Genomic DNA, 23,279 nt, shown 5'->3' on the forward strand with positions numbered 1-23,279 from the left:
GCCTGATGGCTGCCGGAAGCGGGCGGCCCGTTTGTGAGAAGCTAGGGGAGTGAATGACATCCTTCCCATTGTTCTGTCCATTCTTGCTGCGCTGGTGGTCATCGGCGGGCTGATTCCGGTCCTGCTGAAGACGCGGAGGAACATCACCCGCTACCCGGGCACCAGGGATGCCAACGACCCCGAAATCCGCTCCGGCGGAAGCACGGCGGTGGCGGACCGCGAAGGAACCATCGAAGGCAGGGCTCCGGAGGGTGTGGACCTCGAAGGGCTGGACACCACCACCGTTCCGGACAATGCGGCCGGGCTGGAAACCATTCCCGTCGAAACCCCGCTGCCCGTCGCCGGCCGCCTGGCCCGGCTTCGGGAACGGCTGGCCCGCTCCAACAACGTCATGGGCAAGGGCCTGCTGGCGCTGCTGTCCAGCGACCGGATCGACGAGAGCGTCTGGGATGAAGTGGAGGAAACCCTCCTGCTCGCGGACCTGGGCACCGAACCCACCATGCAGCTGGTTGACGCCCTCCGGGAGCGCGTCAAGGTACTGGGCACCCGCACCCCCGAACACGTCAAGACCATGCTCCGGGAAGAACTCATCAAGCTTGTGGACCCCACCATGGACCGCAGCCTCAACGTACAGCGGCATGCCGACAAGCCCGCCGTGATGATGGTGGTGGGCGTGAACGGCGTGGGCAAGACCACCACCGTGGGCAAACTTGCCCGTGTGCTGGTGGCCGAGGACAAGGACGTCCTGCTGGGCGCCGCGGACACGTTCCGCGCCGCTGCCGCTGAGCAGTTGGCCACGTGGGGCCAGCGCGTGGGCGTTCCCACCGTGAAGTCGGACATCGACGGCGCCGACCCCGCCTCGGTTGCCTACGAGGCAGTGAAGGCCGGCATCGAGCAGGAAGTCGACGTGGTCATGATCGACACCGCCGGGCGCCTGCAGAACAAGGTGGGCCTGATGGACGAACTGGGCAAGGTCAAGCGCGTCGTGGAGAAGCTGGCCGAGGTGGACGAGGTCCTGCTGGTGCTGGATGCCACCACCGGCCAGAACGGGCTCAACCAGGCGCGGGTCTTCTCGGAGGTGGTCAACATCACCGGCATCGTCCTGACCAAGCTGGACGGAACTGCGAAGGGCGGCATCGTCGTCGCCATTCAGAAGACCCTCGGTGTGCCCGTCAAGCTCATCGGGCTGGGCGAAGGCGCCGACGACCTTGCCCCCTTTGACACCGAAGGCTTTGTTGACGCCCTGCTGAACTGACAGGGGCGCTTAGGAGCCGGCCGCGCGCAGTGTCTCGCGGGTGGGCAGCCAGCCGGCGGCTGCAAGGAGCATGACCCCGCCGGTCACGCCGAAAGCCCAGCCGAACCCCAGCCTGTCGGCCAGCATCCCCGCCACGAGCGGCCCAACGATCGCTCCGACGTCGGACGTCATCTGGTACACCGCCAGCACCTTGCCCCCGGACCGCCCGTTGCCAATGACATCGGCGACGGCGGCCTGCTGGGCGGGACCGAAGAGACCGGACCCGACGCCGGCGAGCGTCGACGCCGCCAGGAACCAGGGCAGGTCTGAGGTGATGCCGATGGCTGCAGTGGACAGGGCCGCCACCAACAGGCCGGAGATCATCATGGGCTTGCGCCCCACGGAGTCCGCCAGCCGTCCCGAGAAGGTCAGGGCAGCGGCGTTGCCGGCAGCAAATACTGCCAGTGCCAGGCCAGCGGCCTGAGGACCTGCCCCGAAGGCGGCCGCGGCGAACAGCGGCACCGTTGCCATCCGGACACCAAAGGTCGCCCACCCATTGGCAAAGCTGGAGACCAGGGCGGACCTGTAGGTTCCGGCAGCCAGCGCTTCGCCAAAGCGCATGTCCGGGGCGCGGTCCTGTACCTCGGCGCCTCCCCGGCGCTGGTGGCTCAGCTGGGTCTGGACAACGAACGCGGCCACAAGCAGTGCGGCGGCGTAGGCAAGGAATGGGACCCGCAGGCCCAGTCCCGCCAGCAGGCCGCCCACGATCGGCCCACACATTTCCGATCAGGAAGGCCGACGCGTAGGCCCCTGAGACCCTGCCCCTGCTTTGGGGCGGCGCCAGCCGGACCACCAGGGCCATCGATGCCACCGTGAACATCACAGACCCGGCCCCGCCCAGCCCGCGGAAGAGCAGCAGCTGCCAGTAGTCCTGGGCAAAGGCGCACGCCGCAGTGGACAGCGCCACGATCAGCAGCCCGGCAACGTAGATGGGGCGTTCCCCGCGCCTGCCGATCAGGGCGCCGCCGGCAGGGGCGAATGCAAGGCGCATGAAAGCGAAGATGGCCACGATGACAGCGGCCTCAGTGTTCCCCACACCGAAGGTTGTTGCGAATTGCGGCAATACCGGCGCAACAAGCCCGAAGCCAAGCGCGATCAGGAACGCCGCGGCCAGCATCACCTTAATGTCCCGGGGGAGTTTCTCCCGCTGGGGCCTCAGCCGGGCCAAAAACCTCGAAGTGGCGCCGCTTGAGCGGGGTGGTGCCGTCATGGTGCAGGAGTCCTTGCTGGAAAGGGAGCCGGGTGGCTGCGCGGGTGCGGAAACATAACCGTAACAAGGCGGATATGCACCATTTACTTCCTAGAGGTTGTTGTAACAGGCCCGCAATCTAAATCCTCCGCGGGCGAAACACGCCGCCCACACACTCATTACAGGACGCAAAAAGGCGTTGGCAGGCGGAGTATTCCGCAAGATTCGATGAGAGAGGACGTGCACCATGGAACTTACCGCAGGTCACGTTTGGGTCATGGTAGCGGCAGCTCTCGTGCTGTTCATGACACCCGGTCTGGCATTTTTCTACGGCGGCATGACCCGCGCCAAGGCAGCCCTGAACATGATGATGATGAGCTTCATCTCCATCGGCATGGTGGGCGTTGTCTGGGTCCTGTGGGGCGCCTCCATGAGCTCCGGGGAAGGGTTCATGGAAATTGTGGGCAACCCGTTCGCCACATTCGGCCTTGAAGGGATCACCACCCCCGACGGGCTGATCAAGGTGGGCTACGCAGCCACCTTCGCCATCATCACCGTGGCACTGATCAGCGGCGCCATCGCCGACCGCGCCAAGTTCGGCGCCTGGTCCGTGTTCGTTCCCATCTGGGTCACGCTGGTGTACTGCCCGTTGGCCTACATGGTGTGGGGCGGCGGCCTCTTCGGCCCCGAAGGCGCCATCGGCAAGGCCCTCGGCCCGGCCATCGACTTCGCCGGCGGCACCGTGGTCCACATCAACGCAGGTGTGGCAGCACTGATCCTGGTCCTGATCATCGGCAACCGCAAGGGCTTCGGCAAGGACCCCAACCACCGCCCGCACAACATCCCGTTCGTCATGCTCGGCGCAGCCATCCTGTGGTTCGGCTGGTTCGGCTTCAACGGCGGCGCGGCCACCACTGCCGAACAGGGCGGCCTCATCTGGATCAACACCCTCGCAGCCCCGGCCGCGGCCATGCTCGGCTGGCTCGTCACCGAGCGCATCCGCGACGGACACCCCACCTCGCTCGGTGCCGCGTCCGGCGTCGTGGCCGGCCTCGTGGCCATCACCCCCGCCTGCGCCAACGTCAGCCCGGTCGGTGCCCTTGGCCTCGGCGTGGTCGCCGGTGTCGCCTCAGCCCTCGCCGTTGGACTCAAGTTCCGCTGGGGCTTCGATGACTCCCTGGACGTCGTCGGCGTCCACCTCGTCTCCGGCATCATCGGCACCGTGGCCCTGGGCTTCATCGCACTGCCCACCGACGGTGTTGGCGGCGGCCTCTTCTACGGCGGCGGACTCACCCAGCTGTGGGCGCAGCTCGCGGCAGCCGGCATCGCCATTGCCTACTCAGCGGTCCTGACGTCCATCATTGCGCTGGCCATCCACAAGACCATGGGCTTCCGGGTCTCGCAGGAACAGGAAACGGTGGGTGTGGACCTCAGCCTGCACGCCGAGACTGCCTACGAGTTCGGTCTCAGCGGCCACGGTGGAAGCTTCCAGCCGCTGCACGACATGATCACCGGCAAGGGCCAGGGCGAGACGGTCCAGGCAGCACCGGGTGCGCAAAAGGCACAGCCGGCAACAGGTAAGGAAAGCGTGGGGGCATGAAACTGATCACTGCAATCGTCAGGCCGGAAAAGCTCGAAGCCATCAGGGAGGGCCTGGAAGCCTACGGCGTGCAGGGCCTGACCGTCAGCGCGGCAAGCGGGTACGGCCGGCAGCGCGGCTACACCGAGGTCTACCGCGGAGCGGAATACAACGTGGACCTCCTGCCCAAGATCCGGGTGGAAGTCCTGGCCACGGACGAACAGGCCGACGACATCCTGGACGTGATCATTGCCAGTTCCAACACCGGCCGGGCCGGGGACGGCAAGGTCTGGACCATGGACGTCCATGAGGCAGTGCGCGTCCGGACCGGGGAACGCGGAGTGGCCGCCATCTAGGCGGGGCGGCACGGTCCCCTGCAGGGCAACAACTGAAGAGTGATACAGGACGGGCGGGAACCGAAAGGTTCCCGCCCGTCCTGTATGCCGTGAAGGCTCAGTCCTTGTGCCGGTTGGTGGGCCATGACGCCGGCCCGGCCGATCCGGCGTCGTACTCCTCCAGGGGAACTTTGCCCTGTTCCCAGGCCTTGAGCACGGGCTCGACAATCCGCCAGCAGTCCTCGGCAGTGTCGCTCCGGACGGACAGCAGCGGGTCGCCGGTCAGGACACCTTCGAGCACTTCACCGTAGGGCAGGAGGTCGGAGGCGCTCAGTTCCGCTTCCAGGGTGACCCGGCCCAGGCTGAAAATGTTCCCGGGACCGTTGACGTCGACTTCGAACTCCAGCGTGTCCGGACCGAAACCGATCCGCAGCTGGTTGGGGGAGTCCACCCCGGTAAAGCCCTGCGGGAGGTGGGGGACCGGAAGGAAGGTGACCACCGCTTCCTTCCTCTTGTCGCCCAGGGCCTTGCCCGAGCGGAGGATGAAGGGGACTCCCCGCCAGCGCCAGTTGTCGATGTCCACCTGGATCTCGGCGAGGGTTTCCGTGCCCCGTGACGGGTCCACCCCGTCCTCCTTGGCATAGTCCGGCACCTCCTTGCCTGCCACGGAACCCGCCGTGTAGCGGGCCCGCCGCGTTGAGTCGGTAAAGGGGGTCCTGACGCTGCTGGCGCGGAGGACGGCGGAGACCGCGTCCCGGAGGTCGCGCTCGCCGATGGTGGCAGGCGGTTCAATCGCCATGATGGCCATGACCTGCAGGAGGTGGCTCTGGATCATGTCGCGGAGCGCGCCGGCGCCGTCGTAGTACCGGGCACGCCCTTCCAGCGCCAGGTCCTCGTCGAAGAAGATCTCCACCTTTTCCACGTGCTGCCGGTTCCACACGGGTTCAAGGAAGTTGTTGGCAAACCGCAGGCCCAGGATGTTCAGGACCGTGGCCTTGCCCAAAAAGTGGTCCACCCGGTGGATGTGGTCCTCCGGGACAAGACGGCTCAGGGTCCGGTTCAGGGAACGGGCCGACTCCTCACTGGAGCCGAACGGCTTCTCCATCACCAGGCGGGTCCCTTCCGGAACCTCCGCCGGCTGGAGCGTCTCGCAGGCCAGCTGGCTGATGCGGGGCGGAAGGGCGAAGTAGACGGCCACCGGGCCGTGCAGCCCGGCGAGCAGGGCAGCAAGGGCACCCTTGGCCGTGACGTCCACCTGGTGGTAGGCCGTCTCCTTCTGCATGGCCTCCAAGGCGTCCTTCCCCGGCTGGTCTGCTGTGCCGGCCGCCGCGGCAAAGGACGACTCCACCCGCTCCCGCCATTGTTCCGGTGTCCACGGATCCGAACCTGCGCCCACCAGGCTGAGGCCCTCCGCCCGTCCTGCCGCAACAAGGCGGGCGAGGCCCGGCAGGAGGAGCCGGCCCGTGAGGTCGCCCGAGGCGCCGAGGATGAGCAGGGTCTTGACAGTTGTTTGGCTCGTCATTTTGCCAGCATGCCATCTACCGTGCCTGACTTGATACCCTAGATAGTCGAGTCCCGATCATCTCCTGAAAGAAGTTCACGGCGCGTGTTCAATTCACTCTCTGACCGGTTGACAGCAACCTTCAAGAATCTCCGCGGCAAGGGCCGCCTGACGGAGGCCGATGTTGATGCCACTGTCCGCGAGATCCGCCGTGCCCTTTTGGACGCCGACGTCGCCGTTCCGGTGGTCCGTGAATTCACGGGCCGCGTCCGCGAACGCGCACTCGGCGCCGAGGTTTCGGCTGCCCTGAACCCCAGCCAGCAGATCGTCAAGATCGTCAACGAGGAACTCGTGGAGATCCTCGGCGGCGAGACCCGGCGGATCCGGCTGGCAAAGAACGGCCCCACCGTCATCATGCTGGCCGGCCTCCAGGGTGCGGGCAAGACCACCCTGGCCGGCAAGCTGTCCAAGTGGCTGAAGGCCCAGGGCCACAGCCCCCTGCTGGTGGCGTGCGACCTCCAGCGCCCCAACGCCGTCACCCAGCTCCAGGTGGTGGGCCAGCGCGCCAACGTGCCGGTCTTCGCCCCGCACCCGGGAGCCACCTCCACGGAGCTGGACCAGCCCGCCGGTGACCCGGTCGCCGTCGCGCGCGCCGGTGTGGAGGAAGCACGACAGAAGCTGCACGACGTCGTCATCGTGGACACCGCCGGCCGCCTTGGCGTGGACGCCGGCATGATGGAGCAGGCCCGCCAGATCCGCCGGGCCATCGTCCCCAACGAAGTCCTGTTCGTGATCGACTCCATGATTGGCCAGGACGCCGTCAACACGGCCCTGGCGTTCGACGAAGGCGTGAACTTCACCGGCATCGTGCTGTCCAAGCTCGACGGCGATGCCCGCGGTGGTGCCGCACTGTCCGTTGCGTCGGTCACCGGCAAGCCGGTCATGTTCGCTTCCACCGGTGAAGGCCTGGACGACTTCGAGCTGTTCCACCCGGACCGGATGGCCTCGCGCATCCTGGACATGGGCGACATCCTCACGCTCATCGAGCAGGCCGAAAAGGCCTGGGACAAAGACGAAGCTGCCCGCATGGCGAAGAAGTTCGCCGACCAGGAAGACTTCACCCTCGAAGACTTCCTGGCCCAGATGCAGCAGATCCGCAACATGGGCTCTATGAAGAAGATGCTCATGATGATGCCGGGCGCGCAGAACATCCGGCAGCAGCTCGAACAGTTCGACGAGCGGGAGATTGACCGCGTCGAGGCGATCGTCCGGTCCATGACCCCCCACGAGCGGCTGGCCCCCAAGATCATCAACGGCTCACGGCGCGCCCGCATCGCCCGTGGTTCCGGTGTCCACGTCTCCGAGGTCAATGGCCTGCTGGAGCGCTTCGCCCAGGCCCAGAAGATGATGAAGAAGATGGCACAGGGCGGCATGCCGGGAATGCCCGGGATGCCCGGCCTGCCCGGAGCCGGCGGCGGTGCGCGCAAGAATGCCAAGAACGCGCCGAAAAAGAAGCCGAAGTCGGGAAACCCGGCCAAGGCTGCGCAGGAGCGCAAGGAGGCCGAGGCCCGCCGGGCCAACGCTGCCAAGGCACTGCCCACCGGCGCGGCCTTCGGCCAGCAGGGCGGCGATTTCGACCCGTCCCAGCTGAACCTTCCCAAGGGCTTCGACAAGTTCATGGGCAAGTAGCAACCAACTGAGTAGCGCCAGGTGCCGTTTTGACCGGTCAAAACGACACCTGGCGCTACTTACTTGGGATGCCGGCACCGTGGAATAGGGTTGGGATATGTTCAAGCAGAGGGTAGTGTTCGTGCACGGCGCCGGTACCTTTGGCGCCGCCGCATGGCCCCGCCAGCACGGCATGGGACTTGCCTATGATGCCCTGTTCCTCCGCAGGCACGGCTACGATTCCGCCGCGGAGCCGCTGGAATCCTCCTTCGCGGAAGACACCGCGATCATCCTAAGGTCGCTTGCCGACGATGGCCGCGGGGCCGCCGGCGGACATGTGGTGGCGCACTCCCAGGGGGCGATCCCCGCCATGATGGCCGCGGTGGAACGCCCGGACCTGGTCTTTTCCCTGACCCTGGTGGAACCGGCCTGCCTGTCGCTGACGGCGGAACTGCCGGCCACGGCCGCGCATATCAGCCTGATGCAGCCGCTTTTCGACGTCCGCCACCAGCTCAGTGACGACGACTTCCAGCGCGAATTCGTCCGCCGCGTCTACGCCACCGACCTCCAGCAGCCGGCCACCATCGAGGAAAAACGCTCCGCCCGCAGGCTGCGCCTTCAGGCGCCGTCCTGGGAGGCGCCGCTGCATATTGTTCCCGGTGTCCCCACGCTGGTCCTGACCGGTGGCTGGGAGCCGCTTTATGAGGAAATTGCCGGGTACCTCAGGGAGACCGGTGCCCTGCACCGCGTTGCCGCGGGAGGGCACCGGCCCCAGGACTCCCTGGACGGGGACCGGGCCATCCGCCAGTTCATCAGCGGGGTCAGCCGAAGCCAGCCCGCCCGGGCGTCCTAGCTGCCGGCAGCGACTGTCGGTTCCGGCAGGTACACCTTGCCGCCCTTGGCCAGGAACTCCTGGCTCTTCTCCCGCATGCCGGATGCCATGTCCGCCAGTGCCGCCTGCGAGTCTGCCGACCCGTATTCGTCACGGATGTCCTGGCTGATCCGCATGGAGCAGAACTTGGGGCCGCACATGGAACAGAAGTGCGCCGTCTTGGCCGGTTCAGCGGGAAGCGTCTCGTCGTGGAACGCCTCCGCGGTCACAGGATCCAGGGACAGGGCGAACTGGTCGCGCCAGCGGAATTCGAACCGTGCCTTGGACAGGGCGTCGTCCCGTTCGTGCGCCCCCGGGTGGCCCTTGGCCAGGTCCGCCGCGAGCGCCGCGATCTTGTAGGTGATGACACCCGTCTTGACGTCGTCCTTGTTGGGCAGGCCCAGGTGTTCCTTTGGCGTGACGTAGCAGAGCATGGCGGTCCCGTACCTGGCAATCTCGGTGGCGCCGATTGCCGACGTGATGTGGTCGTAGCCGGGAGCGATGTCGGTGACCAGCGGGCCCAGGGTATAGAAGGGCGCACCCTTGCACAGCTCCTGCTGCCGTTCCACGTTCTCACGGACCAGGTGGAAGGGAACGTGGCCGGGCCCCTCCACCATTACTTGGACGTCGTATTCCCAGGCCCGCTGCGTCAGCTCGGCGAGCGTGTCCAGCTCCGCGAACTGCGCGGCGTCGTTGGCGTCCGCCGTGGAACCGGGGCGGAGGCCGTCACCCAGGGAGAAGGCGACGTCGTATTTGGCGAAGATTTCACACAGCTCGTCGAAGTGCGTGTACAGGAAGTTCTCCTGGTGGTGGGCCAGGCACCAGCCCGCCATGATGGAGCCGCCGCGCGAGACGATGCCGGTGACGCGGTTGGCCGTGAGCGGGACATACCGGAGCAGCACGCCGGCGTGGATGGTCATGTAGTCCACACCCTGCTCGCACTGTTCGATCACGGTGTCGCGGAAGATCTCCCACGTGAGGGCGTTGGCCTCGCCGTTGACCTTTTCCAGCGCCTGGTAGATCGGCACCGTCCCGATCGGCACGGGGGAGTTGCGGATAATCCACTCCCGCGTGGTGTGGATGTCGTCGCCGGTGGAGAGGTCCATGACGGTGTCGGCACCCCACTGGGTGGCCCACTGCAGCTTGTCCACCTCCTCCGCGATGGAGCTCGTCACCGCGGAGTTGCCAATGTTCGCGTTGATCTTCACCAGGAAAGCCTTGCCAATGATCATCGGCTCGGATTCCGGATGGTTGATGTTGTTCGGGATGATGGCCCTGCCGGCGGCAACCTCGCTGCGGACCAGTTCAACGTCGCAGTTTTCGCGCAGCGCCACGAAGCGCATTTCCTGCGTGACGATTCCCTGCCGGGCATAGTGCATCTGCGTCACCGTCCGGCCGTCGACGGCGCGGCGTGGCACCGGCTGTGCGCCCTTCCACTCCGCGGAGGCAGCGCCGCGGCGCACGGCCGAGCGGCCGTCGTCGAGCAGGTTGCGCTCCCGGCCGCCGTAGGGCTCGGTGTCCCCGCGCGCGGCGATCCACTCTGCGCGGAAAGGCTGCAGCCCGCGGACGGGGTCGCTACCGGGTCCGGCAGTCCGGTAGGTCCGGAAGGGTGCGTTCGGCTGGCCGTTGGGTGACGGCTCAAGGGAAATTTCCGTCACCGGTACCCGGATCCCGGACGCCTCATCCGCAAGGTAGGCGAGGGAATGGGACTTCAGGGACTGGGTTACCTGCGGAACTGATGTGTCGCCGGGCTCCCCGGCGGACGGCAGCAGGGCAGGGTTCAACTGGGTGTTTTGCGTACTCAAGGGAATACTCACTTCCTTCGCCGGCATTACCCGGACAGGTTCAACGGTCGCAGGCTGCGTCAGCCCGATCTCAGCCCCTGCAAGGGCACCCGTGTGGTCAGGAACGAAGCTACCACAGGCCCCTGACCCAGGCTTGTCATAATTGCGGTGCTAGCCTGACCGGGCATCGAAAGGAGCCCCATGGCAGACATCATCCACTTCCGTGGACCCGTCCTGACCGCGCCGGACCGGGTACGGCATGGACTGTGGTCGGTGGACGGAAGGCTCACGTTCAACAAGCCGGACACTCCTCCCGGCCGGGTACTCGACGGCTGGGTCCTGCCGGGCTTCGTGGACGCCCACTGCCACATCGGCCTGGGCCCCGCGGGCCCCGTGGAGCCCGCAGCCGCCAGGGACCAGGCGCAGGCGGACCTCAACGCCGGAACCCTCCTGGTCCGGGATGCCGGCTCGCCGGCGGATACCCGCTGGATGCAGGGTGGCAGGGACTTCCCGGTGTTGATCCGTGCCGGGCGCCATATCGCCCGGACGCGCCGTTACCTGCGCGGCTTCGCTGAGGAAGTTGAACCGGACGGCCTCGTGGAGGCCGTCCGCAAGCAGGCGCGCGACGGCGACGGCTGGGTCAAGCTGGTGGGTGACTGGATTGACCGCAGCGCCGGTGACCTGGCGCCGTCGTTTCCCGCCGCCGTCGTCCGCGATGCCGTCCAGGCGGCGCACGACGAAGGCGCCAGGGTGACGGCGCACTGCTTCGCCGAAGACACCCTCGACCAGGTGCTGGACGCCGGCATCGACTGCGTCGAGCACGCCACCGGGCTCCTGCCCCGCCACCTGCCCCGGTTCGTGGAGCAGGGCGTACCGATCGTGCCCACGCTCATCAATATCGCCACCTTCCCCGACATTGCCGCCCAGGCGGACGCGAAATTCCCGCGCTATGCAGCCCACATGCGCGCCTTATGGGAACGCAGGCTCGAGCGGGTGGCGGAAGCCCACGCAGCGGGTGTGCGCATCTTTGCCGGCACCGATGCCGGCAGCGTGATCCGGCACGGCCGGATCACCGACGAAATCCTTGCTTTGCACAGCGCCGGCCTTCCCATGGCAGCAGCCCTCGACTCCGCCTGCTGGGCAGCCCGCAACTGGCTGGGAGCGGATGGAGTGGAAGAGGGGGCCCGCGCCGACGTCGTCGTATGCCGGGAAGATCCGCGGGCTGTACCGGAGACCATTACGGCGCTGGAGCACGTGGTGCTGGGCGGGCGGATCATTCGCTGACAAACGGTTCACGGGGACTTGGAATAAATTGAAGCTTCAAGTAATTTTAATAGGTGACAGGCCGCCAATGGGACGGCCGCCAATGCAAGGAGCCTTCAATGACCGCATCAGCCAGCAGCCAGGATCTTCTTCCTGCCGACCTCGCCATGGGCACCGTGATGCTCAAGGTGGGCGACATGAAGGTCATGACCGACTACTACCAGCGTGCGCTGGGCCTTGAGGTGGTGGCAGAGCAGGACGGCGGGCTCTACCTTGGCCGCCTGGGCCGGCCGTTGGTCCACCTTGCGCCGGCTCCCGGACTGCACCTTCCCGGCAGGGGAGAGGCGGGCCTGTTCCACACCGCGCTGCTCTTCGAGGACCAGGCCTCCCTGGCCGCGACCTTCGCCACTGCTGCCCAGTACGAGCCGCGGGCCTTCACGGGCAGTGCCGACCACCTGGTCAGCGAAGCCTTCTACTTCACCGACCCCGAGGGCAACGGCATCGAGCTGTACTGGGACCGCCCCCGCAGCAACTGGTCCTGGAACGGGACCGACGTGGTCATGGACAGCCTGGCGCTCCCGCCGCAGCGCTACCTTGAGCAGTACCTCACCGAGGAGTCCCTGGAAGGCCAGCGGCAGACGGCGGCCGGCGTAGGCCACGTCCACCTCCAGGTTGGCGATGTGCAGACCGCCCGCGACTTCTATGTGGGAACGCTCGGTTTCGAAAAGACCGCGGGTTGGCACGGGCAGGCACTGTTCGTCTCCGCAGGCCGCTACCACCACCACATGGCCATGAACGTCTGGAACAGCCGCGGCGCAGGTCCGCGCAAGGACACCCTTGGGCTGGGTGAGGTGCTCATCGAGGTTCCGTCAGGGGACGACGTCGGGGCGCTGACCGACCGCCTGAAGGTTGCCGGGGTGCCCGCCCACCACACCGGTTCGGAACTCAGGTTCGAGGACCCGTGGCGGAACCGGATCCGCGTGGCCGTCCGCTGATTGATCCCGCCCCGGGCCGCACTGCGCGGGCGGCCCGCGGGTGTGCGCCGGCCGCCCCGCAGCTACTAGGCTGATCCCGTACGGCCGGGCGGCAGGCAGCGCCCGGCGCGCAGCTCCGCCAACGGAAGAAGGGCACCAGCCATGGGCTTCACCGAGATCTTTGTCGCCACCCATGACGCCGCGCTGAAACGCGCCGGCCTCCTTGATGAAGGACGCGGCTCCGCGGACGGCGCTGCTGCCGGCCAGGCCGTGCGGATCCAGGGCATTAGCGACTTCGAGGTGGAGCAACTCGGCGATCTTGCCGGGACGGCCGTCCACGCCGGCGGGGCCGATTATGAGCTGACCATGGTCGATGTCGCCAGCGACTCCCTCCTTGCCGTTCCGCCGGCAATGGTCCGGGCTCTGGCCGACCTGCTCACCTATGAAACCGAGGGCGAAGGCAGCGTCCTTGACGACGTGGCGGAGCAATGGGCCGCCCAGGAGGACATGCCGTTTGATGCCGCCCAGGCGCGGACGTACGTGCAGCAGCTGGCGGAACTTGCTGCCGGAATCGACGATTCCGAACGGACCGGGCTGTACGTCTGGTCCGTCTGACCCTTCCCGGCCCGTTTTCGGAACTGCCCTGCGGGCCGCAGGCAGTCTTCGGGCGGCCTGCGGCGCCACGGACGGCAGTGCCAAGTCGAAATAACAGCGCTCATCTGGCACAATAAACAGGTACTCGATCTGCGTGGCCCCTCTCTCCGCGTCCGGATCCTGTCCTTCGAGCCCGCAAGTATGGCCCGCCCCACGGGTGCAGAACGCCGGGTTCACCCCTTTTCTGAAACAGGAGTGACCACAAAAGTGGCCGTAAAGATTCGCCTTAAGCGCTTCGGCAAGATGCGCGCCCCGTACTACCGCATCGTCGTCGCGGACTCACGCACCAAGCGTGACGGCCGCGCCATCGAGGAAATCGGCAAGTACCACCCCACCGAAGAGCCCTCGTTCATCGAGGTCAACTCCGAGCGTGCACAGTACTGGCTGTCCGTCGGCGCCCAGCCGTCCGAGCAGGTTGCCGCGATCCTGAAGATCACCGGTGACTGGCAGAAGTTCAAGGGCCTGCCGGGCCAGGAAGGCACCCTCAAGACCAAGGTCGAGAAGGAAGCTTTCGTTGCCCCGGAAAAGGGCTCGGTCATCATCCCGGAAGCCATCACCAAGAAGGCTTCCAAGTCTGACGCTGCCGAGGCCCCGGCCGACGCCGAAGCTGAGACCACCGAGGCTGAGTAGATTGCTGGCAGAAGCGCTGGAGCACCTGGTCCGCGGAATCGTTGATTCCCCGGACGACGTCAAGGTCAGTTCCAAGAGCAACCGCCGCGGGGACACCCTCGAGGTGCGCGTTCACCAGGACGACCTCGGACGGGTGATTGGCCGCCAGGGCCGCACCGCGCGCGCTTTGCGCACCGTGGTGGCTGCACTGGCCGGCGGCGAACCGGTACGGGTCGACGTCGTCGACACCGACCGTCGCCGCTGAGCGCTCGGCAATACCACTTTTTGCTCCGGCCCCTCCACCACCAGGTGGAGGGGCCGGAGTTCTTTCACAACAAAGTGCTTTCAGTAGAAACACCACAACGCGGAACAGAGGAACAGATGCAGCTTCAGGTGGCACGGATTGGCAAGCCGCACGGCATTCGCGGGGAAGTCACCGTCCAGGTGTTGACCGACGCTCCGGAGGACAGGTTTGTCCCCGGAACGGAGTTCGTGGTCGAGCCTGCCGCGGCCGGTCCCCTGACCGTGAGCAGTGCGCGCTGGAACAAGGACATCCTGCTGCTCGGTTTTGAGGAAGTGGCGGACCGGAACCGTGCCGAGACCCTCCGCGGAGCCAAGCTCTTCATCGAAACCGAAGAGCTGGACGAGGACGACGACGAGGGCTGGTACGAGCACGAACTGGTCGGCCTGGAAGCACGGGTCGGGTCCCAGGTGGTGGGCAAGGTGACAGCCCTGAACACCATGCCGGTCCAGGACCTGCTGGTGGTTACCACCCCGGGCGGCGACGAAATCCTCATCCCGTTCGTGGAGCAGATCGTCCCTGAGGTGAACATCGAGGAAGGCTTCATCCTCCTCACCCCGCCGGACGGCCTCTTCGACGTCAACTCGGACGAAGCCGCCGCCCCGGAAGCCGAAGGCAACGCCTAGATGCGGATCGACGTCGTCAGTATCTTCCCCGAATACCTTGCCCCGCTCGAACTCTCACTGATCGGCAAGGCCCGCCAGGACGGCATCCTGGACCTGCACGTCCACGACCTGCGCAGCTTCACCACGGACAAGCACCGTTCCGTCGACGACACCCCGTACGGCGGCGGCGCCGGCATGGTCATGAAGCCCGAGCCCTGGGCTCAGGCACTCGCGGCAGTGGCCGACGGGCGCCCGGACCCGGACCGCAAGCCCGTGCTGATCGTCCCCTCGCCCGCCGGCGAGCGGTTCACCCAGGCCCTTGCTTACGAACTGGCTGAGGAACAGCACCTCGCTTTTGCGTGCGGACGGTACGAGGGCATCGATGAGCGGGTCATCGAATGGGCGCAGGAGCACTTCACTGTCCGTCCGGTGAGCCTGGGCGACTACGTCCTCAACGGCGGGGAAGTGGCCGTCCTGGCCATGGTGGAGGCCATTGGCCGCCTGCTGCCCGGGGTGGTGGGAAATCCCGAGTCGCTGGTGGAGGAATCCCACTCGGACGGGCTCCTGGAGTACCCGGTCTACACCAAGCCCTCCGTCTGGCGGGACCGCGAAGTGCCCCCGGTGCTCCTCAGCGGCAACCACGGCCGGATCGCCCAGTGGCGCCGCCACGAACAGTACCGCCGCACCGCGGAGCGCCGTCCGGACCTGCTGGAGGGGTTCGACGCCGGCAGCCTCCCGCGCGCCGACCGCACCGAACTGCACAACCTTGGTTACGACGTCGTGGACGGCAGGCTTGCCCGCCGCCCCGGGACGGCAGCTGAACAGCAGGACTAGCGCCGCCGGAATTGGCGTAACCCTGCCGTTGTGGCAAAATTAACCCTTGTGTCTGCTGGGTCCGCACCTGCCACAGGGGGTTGCGCGGCCAACAGCCGGACAACCGGCCCCATCAACCCTTGAAGCGGCCGGAGACTTTACTTCGGCGGCGAGACCCGGCCTGCATTCCAGCAGCCCGACTTGCCTGCCGTGACCCAAAGTGAATGACCTGTGGCGTTCACCAGGAGTGCAATTATGCATATTCTCGATTCCGTCGATGCAGCCTCGCTGCGCAACGATGTTCCCGAATTCCGCGCGGGTGACACCCTCAAGGTGCACGTGAACATCATCGAAGGCAAGAACACCCGTGTCCAGGTCTTCCAGGGCTTCGTCCTGGGCCGCCAGGGCGATGGCGTGCGCGAAACCTTCACCGTCCGCAAGGTTTCCTTCGGTGTCGGCGTGGAGCGTACCTTCCCGGTGCACTCCCCGATCATCGAAAAGATCGAGGTTGTCACCAAGGGTGACGTCCGCCGCGCCAAGCTGTACTACATGCGTGCACTGCGTGGCAAGGCCGCCAAGATCAAGGAAAAGCGCGACTTCAGCTCCGCCAAGTAAGTCCTTACCGGACTTACCGCCAGGCAGGAGCGCGGCCGTACCCGGCAAGCGCCGGAGCACATGCACCAGCGCCAGGATACGGACCATGCACCAGACAAAACGCCAGCCCCGCAAAATGGGCTGGCGTTTTGTTTTTCTGGCGCTGCTCCTTGCGGTCGCCATCAGCGGGTTGGTGAGGTCTTTGTGGCTGGATGTCTACTTCATTCCGTCCGAGTCCATGGAGCCGCTCCTGGAAGGCGGGGACCGGATCCTGGTTTCGCGCACTGATTTCCAGTCCGACCCCATCCGGCACGGGGACGTTGTGGTCTTCGACGGGCGTGGCAGCTTTGCGCCCCTGAACAGCGGAAAGGGCCCGCTGGTGGATGCCGCAGCCTCCGCCATGCAATGGCTCGGGCTGACCGGCAGCGACACCACCTACGTCAAGCGGGTGATCGGCCTTCCCGGTGACACGGTGGTCTGCTGCGACGCCGGCGGAAAGGTCACCGTGAACGGGGCTGCCCTGGATGAGCCCTACATTTTCCCGGGAGATGCGCCAAGTACGCAGAAGTTCAACACCGTGGTTCCCGAAGGCAGGCTGTGGCTGATGGGGGACCACCGTTCGGTGTCCGCCGATTCACGGAGCCTGCTCGGCGCCCCCGGCGGCGGACTCGTCCCGCTGGACCGGGTCATCGGCAGGCCGGTCCAGATCCTCTGGCCGCTTGATAGATTTGCCCCAGTAGCACGGCCGCCCGCACCGGGGCCGACAACACAGAACGGACGGTAAATGCCCGAGAACCACGCGCGGAAACCTGAGCCCCGCCACGACGGCGCTTCAGAAGTACCGGCCGTTCCAGTTTCCTCCACGCCCGCCGAGGGTCCGGAGGCGTCAGAACCCGTCCACCGGCGGGACCGGCAGGGGTCCAAAGCTGCCGGGAAGTCCGCCGGCAATCCCTTGCTGGGATGGCTGAAGGAAATTGCCACCGTGGTGGTCATCGCGGTGGTGTTGTCCTTCCTCATCAAGACCTTCCTGTTCCGGGCCTTCTTCATCCCCTCCGAGTCCATGGTGAACACCCTGGACGTGGATGACCGGATCTTCGTCAACCTCCTGGTCCCCGAGCCCTTTGCCCTCAGCCGCGGGGACGTTGTGGTGTTCCGTGACACCAAGGGCTGGCTCGGTCCCGCCCCGGCCAAGGCACAGGGCCCGTTCACCTGGGTCCAGGACGGCCTGACCTTCGTAGGCCTCCTGCCGGACAATTCAGAGCAGCACCTGGTCAAGCGGGTCATCGGACTGCCGGGCGACCACGTGGTCTGCTGTGACGCGGGCGGTAAACTGACCATTAACGGGACCTCCGTCGACGAGACCTACATCAATCCCGCCGAAGTCCCGCAGGTCCGCAACTTTGACGTCACCGTCCCGGAGGGCAAGGTGTGGGTGATGGGTGATAACCGGAACCACTCTGCGGACTCCCGCGCGCACATGGAGACCGACGGCGGATTCGTCGACCTCAAGGACCTCGAGGGCAAGGCCGCAATCATCGCGTGGCCGCTGAACAGGATCAAGACGCTGGACAACTACCCGGACGTTTTCAAGAACGTGCCGGCGGCCCGCTGACCATGTCTTCCGCAGTACAGGCCTCCCCGGCCGCCACGTCCCGTCCCGCCACCAAGCCCGCGCCCCGCGGAGCCAAGGCGCCGACGCTGCGGCACGAGCGAACCTTCAAGGCACAGGGGATACGGTTCCTGGCAGGCGTTGACGAGGTTGGCCGCGGTGCCCTCGCGGGCCCTGTCAGCGTGGGAATCGCCGTCGTGGACCTGGAGCGCCAAAGACCGCTTGCCGGCGTGCGGGACAGCAAACTCCTTAGCCCGGCTGAACGGGAACGGCTGGATCCGCTGGTGCGGCGCTGGAGCGTCGCATCCGCGGTGGGGCACGCCACCGCCGGCGAGATCGATTCGCTCGGCATCATCGCGGCCCTGCGGCTGGCCGGAACCCGGGCCTGGGGGAGCATCCTCGGCTCAGGCATTGTCCCGGAAGCGGTCCTGCTGGATGGAAGCCACAACTGGCTTTCCCCGGCGGAGCAGCTGTCCCTGTTCGACCAGCCCGTCCTGGAGGCCGCGTGCGAGGCCCCGGTCCACACCAAGGTCAAGGCCGACATGCAGTGCCTCAGCGTGGCCGCCGCAAGCGTCATCGCCAAGGTGGAGCGGGACCGGATGATGCGCGAACTGCACACCGAGTACCCGGACTATGGCTGGGACATCAACAAGGGTTATGCCACGGCAGCCCATCGGAACGTGCTTCGCGCAGCGGGACCCACCCCCTACCACCGGGTCAGCTGGCGGCTCCTCGGCGGGGAACTGCAGGCCGCGGAGGTCCCCGACGGGGACGGGCCCTACGGAGACTGACTCCCGCCGCCCGGCGCCAGCCGTGCCGGACATGGTGCAAGATGGAAGCATGAGTGCTGAGGATCTTGAGAACTATGAAACCGACATGGAGCTTCAGCTCTATCGTGAATACCGCGACGTGGTCGGTCTGTTCAGCTACGTTGTCGAGACCGAGCGGCGCTTCTACCTGGCCAACCACGTTGACCTCCAGGCCCGCAGCGCTGACGGCGAGGTCTACTTCGACCTGACCCTGCAGGACGCCTGGGTCTGGGACGTCTACCGTTCAGCCCGCTTCGTCAAGAGCGTCAGGGTCCTGACGTTCAAGGACGTCAACGTCGAGGAACTGCCCCGCAACGAGGACCTGGCGTTGCCCAAGGACGTGGACCTGGGGAACTAGACACCCCGGAATTCCCGACTTTCCCTCCACACCGGCCCCTGTCCACATAGGACAGGGGCCTTCTGTTCTCCGCTTGCCTCCGCCGCCAGGCTGGTTGCGGAGGTAGAAATGAAATCGAAAGACCTGTTGGGCAGGCACGGCGAAGACCTCGCCGTGGGGTACCTTGAATCGCTGGGCATGCTGGTGGTGGAGCGCAACTGGAGGTGCGCCGGGGGCGAGATCGACATCGTTGCCCTGGACGGTGACGCGCTGGTCATCGCTGAAGTCAAAACCCGCCGCTCCCTGGATTACGGCCACCCGTTTGAGGCGGTGGGTCCGGAAAAACTGGCGCGGCTGCACCGGCTTGGCGCCGCGTGGTGCCGCGACCGCGAGCTGCGGATGCCGCTGCGGCGTGTGGACGTTGTGGCGGTGCTGGACGACGGCGGCGGGGAACCCCTGGTGGAACACCTCAAGGGGGTGGGGTGATGGCGCTGGGCCGGACCTATTCCGTCGCCCTCGTAGGGCTCAATGGCTACATGGTTGAGGTGGAAGCGGACATCGGCCAGACGCTGCCCGCTTTCGTCCTCCTGGGATTGCCGGATGCCTCCCTCAACGAGGCCAAGGAGCGCATCCGCTCAGCCGCCAAGAACTCCGGGATCCCGCTCAGCCGCCGGAAGATCACCGCCAACCTCATTCCCGCCTCACTTCCCAAGCGCGGTTCCGGCTTCGACCTTGCCGTCACCATGGCCGTACTCCGGGCCGCGAACGATATCAAGCCCACGGGGCGCACGGTCTTCATCGCGGAACTGGGGCTCGATGGCAGGCTCCGCCCCGTGCGCGGAATCCTGCCGGCCGTCATGGCGTCGGTGCAGGCCGGCTATCCCGAAGTCGTGGTGGCGCAGGCCAATCTCGCCGAGGCCTCCCTTGTCCCGGGTGCCGTGGTGCGTGGATACCGCACGCTTGCCCGGCTCGCCCTCGACTTCGGGGCAGATCCGCAGGAACTTGCCCTGGACTTCGAACCCGATGACGCGGATGGGGGCGGCGACGGGCCCGCCCTTCCCGGCCCGTCTCCCGACATGGCAGATGTCTCCGGCCAGGGCGACGCCCGCAAAGCCCTGGAGGTGGCCGCCGCGGGTGCCCACCATCTGCTGCTCACCGGGCCGCCGGGCGCCGGCAAGACGATGCTGGCGGAGCGGCTGCCCGGTCTTTTACCCGACCTTGGCGACCATGAGTCCATGGAGGTCACGGCCATCCATTCGCTGTGCGGCCTCCCGTCGTCCACCGTGCAGCTCCTGCGCCGGCCGCCCTTCGAGAACCCGCACCACTCCGCCACCGCTGCAGCCATCATCGGCGGCGGGTCGGGCCTGCCCAGGCCTGGAGCGGCATCCCGTGCGCACCGGGGCGTGCTCTTCCTGGACGAGGCGCCGGAATACGAGCGGCGCGTCCTGGACGCGCTGCGGCAGCCCCTGGAGAGCGGGGAACTGGTGATTCACCGATCCGCCGGGACTGCGGCGTACCCGGCCCGGTTCCAGCTGGTGCTTGCAGCTAATCCCTGCCCGTGCGGCAAGGCCTCCGGCAAAGGGCTGGACTGCACCTGCACTCCCGTGATGCGCCGCCGCTACCTTGCCAGAATGTCCGGGCCCCTGCTGGACCGGGTGGACATCCAGCTCCAGGTGGAGCGGGTTTCCCTGGCTGACTTCGGCCAGGCAGGGGCCGAGGAGGACACCGCTTCCGTGGCGGACCGGGTGCGGGGTGCCCGTGCGCGGCAGGCGGATCGCCTGCGATGCTTCGGGCTTGAGACGAACTCCCAGGTACCGGGGCGAATCCTCCGCGGTGACCTGCGGCTCGCGCCGGCAGCAACCCGGATCCTGGACCAGTCCCTTGAGCGCGGCATCCTGACCGCCCGCGGGTACGACCGCGTCCTTCGGCTCGCCTGGACCCTGGCGGACCTGGGTCGCCGGGATACGCCGGACACCAACGACATCGGACAGGCACTGGGCCTGCGGCAGGCTGCGGCGGCCGCGGCATGACAAGCCTCCAGGAACGGAACGAACCAAAGGAACTGCGGGTGGACAAGGAACGGGTCGTGGAAAAGACGCGAAGCATTGATAAGGAACGGCTGGCCCGGGCCGCCCTCTCACGGCTGATGGAACCCCAGGACGCGGCGGGCCTTGCCCTCGTTCGGACTGCGGGGGCAACAGACGCCCTGCTCATCGCTACCGGACAGGTGTCGGCCGGCCCTGGCCTTGAGCGGGAAATCACCGCATTGCTGGCGGACACCGCGGCGGCCGGCAGTTGGGCCGGCCTTGCCGCAGCGTTGAAGCGGTGGCAGCCACGGACCCCTGACCTCGCACCCGAACGTGACCTTGCCACCATGGCCCGGCTGGGCGGCCGCATCATCATCCCGGGCGACGAACTATGGCCGGCCCAGGTCGCAGACCTGGGCATCCAGGAGCCCATCTGCCTCTGGTGGCGGGGAGAGGAACAGCCATTGCCCGCACTGGATAAATCCATCGCCCTGGTGGGGTCCCGGGACAGTACGAGCTACGGAGCGGCGGTCACAGGCGACCTGGCCTACTCGCTGGCGCAGCGGGGCTTCACGGTCGTTTCGGGAGGAGCCTACGGCATCGACGCCCATGCGCACCGGGCAGCCCTCGCCGGCAGCTCCACGGCGGTACCAACGGTCGCCGTCATGGCCGGGGGAGTGGACAGGTTCTATCCGTCCGGCAATGAGGACCTACTGCGCGCCGTGGCCAACCAGGGAGCCGTCCTGGCCGAGGTGCCACCGGGATCGGCCCCCACCCGCTACCGGTTCCTGCAGCGGAACAGGCTGATTGCCGCCCTCTCCGCGGTGACGGTGGTGGTCGAGGCCCGCTGGCGTTCGGGAGCTCTTAATACGGCCCACCACGCCGAGACCCTGGGCCGTGCGGTTGGTGCCGTTCCCGGATCAGTCCACAGCGCCAACTCCGCCGGCTGCCACCGTCTTCTGCGGGACGGAGGGGCGGTCTGCGTCACCGATGCGGCGGAGGTGGCTGAACTTGCCTCGCCCAGCGGAACTGCCCTGCCAGGGCAACGGACTACGGAAGCGGCAGTCCAGGACGGCCTGACCCTGGAGGACTTGATCCTGCTGGACGCACTGCCGCTTCGCTCCACCACATCCGTGGAAAAGCTCTCCGCCGTGGCCGGCCTGGGACAGGACTCGGTGCGGGCCGGACTTGGCAGGCTGGGGCTCCTGGGCCTGGCCGTGTCGGAGCGGGGAGGCTGGAAACGCGGCAAAGGATAGCCGTGTCCGCGCACGGTGCAGGGCCCGCAACTGGGAAAGTAGAGGAGTGGAACATGAAGAACTGCCCGGGGCACTCGGCAAGGCACTGGACGCGTTCGCCGGCTACCTGTCGGGGGAGCGTGCGGTGTCAGACCACACCAGGCGCGCCTACCTGGGCGACCTGCACAGCCTCCTGGTCCATGCGGCATCGGAAGGCGCGGCAGAACTGAAGGACCTTGAACTGGGAACGTTCCGCCGGTGGCTCGGAAGCCAAAGCTCTGCGGGCGCCTCGCGGGCGACCCTTGCCCGCCGGTCCGCCACGGCGCGGGTCTTTACAGCCTGGGCACTCCGGGAAGAGCTCATCGACACAGATCCCGCCCTTCGCCTGAAGGCACCCAAACGGGAAGGATCCCTGCCGGGGGTGCTTCAGGCGCCGCAGCTCACGCGCCTGCTGGATGGTCTGGAGGCCTCCGCCACGGACGGTGAGCCACTCGCTGTCAGAAACCGCGCCCTGGTGGAACTCCTGTACGCCACGGGCATCCGGGTGGGCGAACTGGCCGGGCTCGATGTCGACGATCTTGACCCTGACCGGCGCACGCTCCGCGTGATCGGCAAGGGCAACAAGGAACGCACAGTTCCCTTCGGCGTTCCCGCTGCCGTGGCGGTCGACGACTGGCTTCGGCGGGGGCGTCCGGCACTGGCGAAGGGCAACAGCGGGCCTGCCCTTTTTCTTGGAGCCCGCGGCGGCCGCATCGATCAACGGCAGGTCCGTGCCCTGGTCAACACGCTGTTCGCGGCACTGGGCGACACCTCGGCGTCCGGGCCCCACGCGCTGCGGCACTCGGCCGCCACGCATCTGCTTGATGGGGGCGCGGACCTGCGCGCGGTGCAGGAGATCCTGGGCCACAGCAGCCTGGCGACCACCCAGATCTACACCCACGTCTCGGTTGACCGCCTTCGGAAGAGCTATCAGCAGGCGCATCCAAGGGCCTGACCCGGTGTGGCTAATCGCACTGGCGTAATTCTGCGGGGTGCGGCACAATAAGAGTCACGTCCGGCAACTTTCAAGTGTCGCTTGAAGCTCCCTGAGCTTTGTGCGGCGCGGCAAGTCCGGACTCAGCTTTATGTGATACATCTGAATACGCGCAGGGAACCACCGCCGCAGAGCAGGGCACGGCAGTTCCATCCAGGCAGAGGTCGTTGGGGAAGACGTACCTATAGCTATGGA

At 66.9% G+C, this 23,279-nt stretch carries 23 protein-coding genes, 1 pseudogene and 1 riboswitch; of the genes and pseudogenes, 21 read left to right on the top strand and 3 right to left on the bottom strand.

Annotation, left to right across the window (positions count from 1 at the left end; genetic code table 11):
- Positions 1-49: 49 nt before the first annotated feature.
- The gene (ftsY, locus tag BACI349Y_RS08445; RefSeq protein ID WP_159631734.1) at positions 50-1,255 is read left to right on the top strand and encodes a signal recognition particle-docking protein FtsY; all 1,206 of its coding nucleotides are present in this window, start codon (positions 50-52) and stop codon (positions 1,253-1,255) included.
- A 9-nt stretch (positions 1,256-1,264) separates the two neighbouring features.
- Here ftsY and BACI349Y_RS08450 read toward each other — a convergent pair.
- A pseudogene (locus tag BACI349Y_RS08450) lies at positions 1,265-2,504 on the bottom strand (MFS transporter).
- Positions 2,505-2,730: 226 nt separating this feature from the next.
- Here BACI349Y_RS08450 and BACI349Y_RS08455 point away from each other — a divergent pair.
- Both BACI349Y_RS08455 and BACI349Y_RS08460 read left to right on the top strand, forming a co-directional pair.
- Complete coding sequence (locus BACI349Y_RS08455; protein ID WP_159631735.1) at positions 2,731-4,083, top strand: ammonium transporter; 1,353 nt, start codon at positions 2,731-2,733, stop codon at positions 4,081-4,083.
- Positions 4,080-4,418, top strand: coding sequence for a P-II family nitrogen regulator (locus tag BACI349Y_RS08460; protein WP_159631736.1), 339 nt, complete (start codon positions 4,080-4,082; stop codon positions 4,416-4,418). Before BACI349Y_RS08455 ends, BACI349Y_RS08460 begins: the two co-directional genes overlap by 4 nt.
- A 97-nt stretch (positions 4,419-4,515) precedes the next feature.
- On the opposite strand, the gene BACI349Y_RS08465 is transcribed toward BACI349Y_RS08460, so the two are convergent.
- The gene (locus BACI349Y_RS08465) at positions 4,516-5,919 is read right to left on the bottom strand and encodes a glucose-6-phosphate dehydrogenase (protein ID WP_159631737.1); all 1,404 of its coding nucleotides are present in this window, start codon (positions 5,917-5,919) and stop codon (positions 4,516-4,518) included.
- A gap of 84 nt (positions 5,920-6,003) precedes the next feature.
- On the opposite strand from BACI349Y_RS08465, the gene ffh reads away from it, so the two are divergent.
- Together ffh and BACI349Y_RS08475 are read left to right on the top strand one after the other, a co-directional pair.
- Positions 6,004-7,587 carry a signal recognition particle protein gene (gene ffh, locus BACI349Y_RS08470; protein ID WP_159631738.1) on the top strand — a complete coding sequence of 528 codons (1,584 nt, stop codon included), beginning with the start codon at positions 6,004-6,006 and terminating at the stop codon, positions 7,585-7,587.
- A gap of 97 nt (positions 7,588-7,684) precedes the next feature.
- Positions 7,685-8,419, top strand: coding sequence for an alpha/beta hydrolase (locus tag BACI349Y_RS08475; RefSeq protein ID WP_159631739.1), 735 nt, complete (start codon positions 7,685-7,687; stop codon positions 8,417-8,419).
- Here the strand turns inward: BACI349Y_RS08475 and thiC are convergent.
- On the bottom strand, positions 8,416-10,242 hold the full coding sequence (gene thiC / locus BACI349Y_RS08480) for a phosphomethylpyrimidine synthase ThiC (RefSeq protein ID WP_442858404.1): 1,827 nt from the start codon (positions 10,240-10,242) through the stop codon (positions 8,416-8,418). The genes BACI349Y_RS08475 and thiC overlap by 4 nt on opposite strands.
- Positions 10,238-10,345, bottom strand: a riboswitch (TPP riboswitch). (Overlaps the previous gene by 5 nt.)
- Before the next feature lie 77 nt (positions 10,346-10,422).
- On the opposite strand from thiC, the gene BACI349Y_RS08485 reads away from it, so the two are divergent.
- The 16 genes from BACI349Y_RS08485 to BACI349Y_RS08560 all read left to right on the top strand — a co-directional run bounded on the left by BACI349Y_RS08485 (position 10,423) and on the right by BACI349Y_RS08560 (position 23,045).
- Positions 10,423-11,505, top strand: coding sequence for an amidohydrolase family protein (locus BACI349Y_RS08485; protein WP_159631740.1), 1,083 nt, complete (start codon positions 10,423-10,425; stop codon positions 11,503-11,505).
- A 98-nt stretch (positions 11,506-11,603) separates the two neighbouring features.
- Entirely contained in the window at positions 11,604-12,479 is an 876-nt protein-coding gene (locus BACI349Y_RS08490; RefSeq protein WP_159631741.1) for a VOC family protein, read from the top strand.
- A 141-nt stretch (positions 12,480-12,620) separates the two neighbouring features.
- Positions 12,621-13,073 (top strand): hypothetical protein, encoded by a 453-nt coding sequence (locus tag BACI349Y_RS08495; RefSeq protein ID WP_159631742.1) that lies wholly within the window; start codon positions 12,621-12,623, stop codon positions 13,071-13,073.
- Positions 13,074-13,319: 246 nt separating this feature from the next.
- Entirely contained in the window at positions 13,320-13,742 is a 423-nt protein-coding gene (gene rpsP, locus BACI349Y_RS08500) for a 30S ribosomal protein S16 (protein WP_043453174.1), read from the top strand.
- A gap of 1 nt (position 13,743) precedes the next feature.
- Positions 13,744-13,986 carry an RNA-binding protein gene (locus BACI349Y_RS08505; protein ID WP_013601399.1) on the top strand — a complete coding sequence of 81 codons (243 nt, stop codon included), beginning with the start codon at positions 13,744-13,746 and terminating at the stop codon, positions 13,984-13,986.
- Between the two features lie 116 nt (positions 13,987-14,102).
- A complete protein-coding gene (gene rimM, locus BACI349Y_RS08510) occupies positions 14,103-14,648 on the top strand; it encodes a ribosome maturation factor RimM (RefSeq protein WP_201302412.1) in 546 nt (181 codons plus the stop codon).
- Positions 14,649-15,461, top strand: a complete 813-nt coding sequence (trmD, locus tag BACI349Y_RS08515) for a tRNA (guanosine(37)-N1)-methyltransferase TrmD (RefSeq protein WP_159631743.1) — start codon at positions 14,649-14,651, stop codon at positions 15,459-15,461. It begins immediately after the preceding gene.
- A gap of 234 nt (positions 15,462-15,695) precedes the next feature.
- On the top strand, positions 15,696-16,055 hold the full coding sequence (gene rplS / locus BACI349Y_RS08520) for a 50S ribosomal protein L19 (protein WP_018768283.1): 360 nt from the start codon (positions 15,696-15,698) through the stop codon (positions 16,053-16,055).
- Positions 16,056-16,140: 85 nt separating this feature from the next.
- The gene (gene lepB / locus BACI349Y_RS08525; protein ID WP_159631744.1) at positions 16,141-16,818 is read left to right on the top strand and encodes a signal peptidase I; all 678 of its coding nucleotides are present in this window, start codon (positions 16,141-16,143) and stop codon (positions 16,816-16,818) included.
- A complete protein-coding gene (lepB, locus tag BACI349Y_RS08530; protein WP_159631745.1) occupies positions 16,819-17,646 on the top strand; it encodes a signal peptidase I in 828 nt (275 codons plus the stop codon).
- Positions 17,647-17,648: 2 nt separating this feature from the next.
- Positions 17,649-18,434: a ribonuclease HII gene (locus BACI349Y_RS08535; RefSeq protein WP_159631746.1), complete on the top strand. Its 786-nt coding sequence runs from the start codon at positions 17,649-17,651 to the stop codon at positions 18,432-18,434.
- A gap of 49 nt (positions 18,435-18,483) precedes the next feature.
- Complete coding sequence (locus BACI349Y_RS08540) at positions 18,484-18,810, top strand: DUF2469 domain-containing protein (RefSeq protein WP_159631747.1); 327 nt, start codon at positions 18,484-18,486, stop codon at positions 18,808-18,810.
- 108 nt (positions 18,811-18,918) lie between these two features.
- Positions 18,919-19,275 carry a YraN family protein gene (locus BACI349Y_RS08545; RefSeq protein WP_159631748.1) on the top strand — a complete coding sequence of 119 codons (357 nt, stop codon included), beginning with the start codon at positions 18,919-18,921 and terminating at the stop codon, positions 19,273-19,275.
- Positions 19,275-20,819 carry a YifB family Mg chelatase-like AAA ATPase gene (locus BACI349Y_RS08550; RefSeq protein WP_159631749.1) on the top strand — a complete coding sequence of 515 codons (1,545 nt, stop codon included), beginning with the start codon at positions 19,275-19,277 and terminating at the stop codon, positions 20,817-20,819. The genes BACI349Y_RS08545 and BACI349Y_RS08550 overlap by 1 nt, the downstream gene beginning before the upstream one ends.
- Positions 20,820-20,935: 116 nt before the next feature.
- On the top strand, positions 20,936-22,072 hold the full coding sequence (gene dprA / locus BACI349Y_RS08555) for a DNA-processing protein DprA (RefSeq protein ID WP_236561001.1): 1,137 nt from the start codon (positions 20,936-20,938) through the stop codon (positions 22,070-22,072).
- A gap of 46 nt (positions 22,073-22,118) precedes the next feature.
- On the top strand, positions 22,119-23,045 hold the full coding sequence (locus BACI349Y_RS08560; protein WP_159631750.1) for a tyrosine recombinase XerC: 927 nt from the start codon (positions 22,119-22,121) through the stop codon (positions 23,043-23,045).
- Positions 23,046-23,279: the final 234 nt, after the last annotated feature.

The organism is Arthrobacter sp. 8AJ (assembly GCF_902506025.1).
Lineage (GTDB): Bacteria > Actinomycetota > Actinomycetes > Actinomycetales > Micrococcaceae > Arthrobacter.

Bases quoted from the DNA above. Each gene is read 5' to 3' on its own strand.
- BACI349Y_RS08455 (WP_159631735.1), top strand. From the start codon at position 2,731: ATGGAACTTACCGCAGGTCACGTTTGGGTCATGGTAGCGGCAGCTCTC.
- BACI349Y_RS08460 (WP_159631736.1), top strand. From the start codon at position 4,080: ATGAAACTGATCACTGCAATCGTCAGGCCGGAAAAGCTCGAAGCCATC.
- BACI349Y_RS08465 (WP_159631737.1), bottom strand. From the start codon at position 5,919: ATGACGAGCCAAACAACTGTCAAGACCCTGCTCATCCTCGGCGCCTCG.
- BACI349Y_RS08475 (WP_159631739.1), top strand. From the start codon at position 7,685: ATGTTCAAGCAGAGGGTAGTGTTCGTGCACGGCGCCGGTACCTTTGGC.
- BACI349Y_RS08485 (WP_159631740.1), top strand. From the start codon at position 10,423: ATGGCAGACATCATCCACTTCCGTGGACCCGTCCTGACCGCGCCGGAC.
- BACI349Y_RS08490 (WP_159631741.1), top strand. From the start codon at position 11,604: ATGACCGCATCAGCCAGCAGCCAGGATCTTCTTCCTGCCGACCTCGCC.
- BACI349Y_RS08495 (WP_159631742.1), top strand. From the start codon at position 12,621: ATGGGCTTCACCGAGATCTTTGTCGCCACCCATGACGCCGCGCTGAAA.
- rimM (WP_201302412.1), top strand. From the start codon at position 14,103: ATGCAGCTTCAGGTGGCACGGATTGGCAAGCCGCACGGCATTCGCGGG.
- trmD (WP_159631743.1), top strand. From the start codon at position 14,649: ATGCGGATCGACGTCGTCAGTATCTTCCCCGAATACCTTGCCCCGCTC.
- rplS (WP_018768283.1), top strand. From the start codon at position 15,696: ATGCATATTCTCGATTCCGTCGATGCAGCCTCGCTGCGCAACGATGTT.
- lepB (WP_159631744.1), top strand. From the start codon at position 16,141: ATGCACCAGACAAAACGCCAGCCCCGCAAAATGGGCTGGCGTTTTGTT.
- lepB (WP_159631745.1), top strand. From the start codon at position 16,819: ATGCCCGAGAACCACGCGCGGAAACCTGAGCCCCGCCACGACGGCGCT.
- BACI349Y_RS08535 (WP_159631746.1), top strand. From the start codon at position 17,649: ATGTCTTCCGCAGTACAGGCCTCCCCGGCCGCCACGTCCCGTCCCGCC.
- BACI349Y_RS08540 (WP_159631747.1), top strand. From the start codon at position 18,484: ATGAGTGCTGAGGATCTTGAGAACTATGAAACCGACATGGAGCTTCAG.
- BACI349Y_RS08545 (WP_159631748.1), top strand. From the start codon at position 18,919: ATGAAATCGAAAGACCTGTTGGGCAGGCACGGCGAAGACCTCGCCGTG.
- BACI349Y_RS08550 (WP_159631749.1), top strand. From the start codon at position 19,275: ATGGCGCTGGGCCGGACCTATTCCGTCGCCCTCGTAGGGCTCAATGGC.
- dprA (WP_236561001.1), top strand. From the start codon at position 20,936: ATGGAACCCCAGGACGCGGCGGGCCTTGCCCTCGTTCGGACTGCGGGG.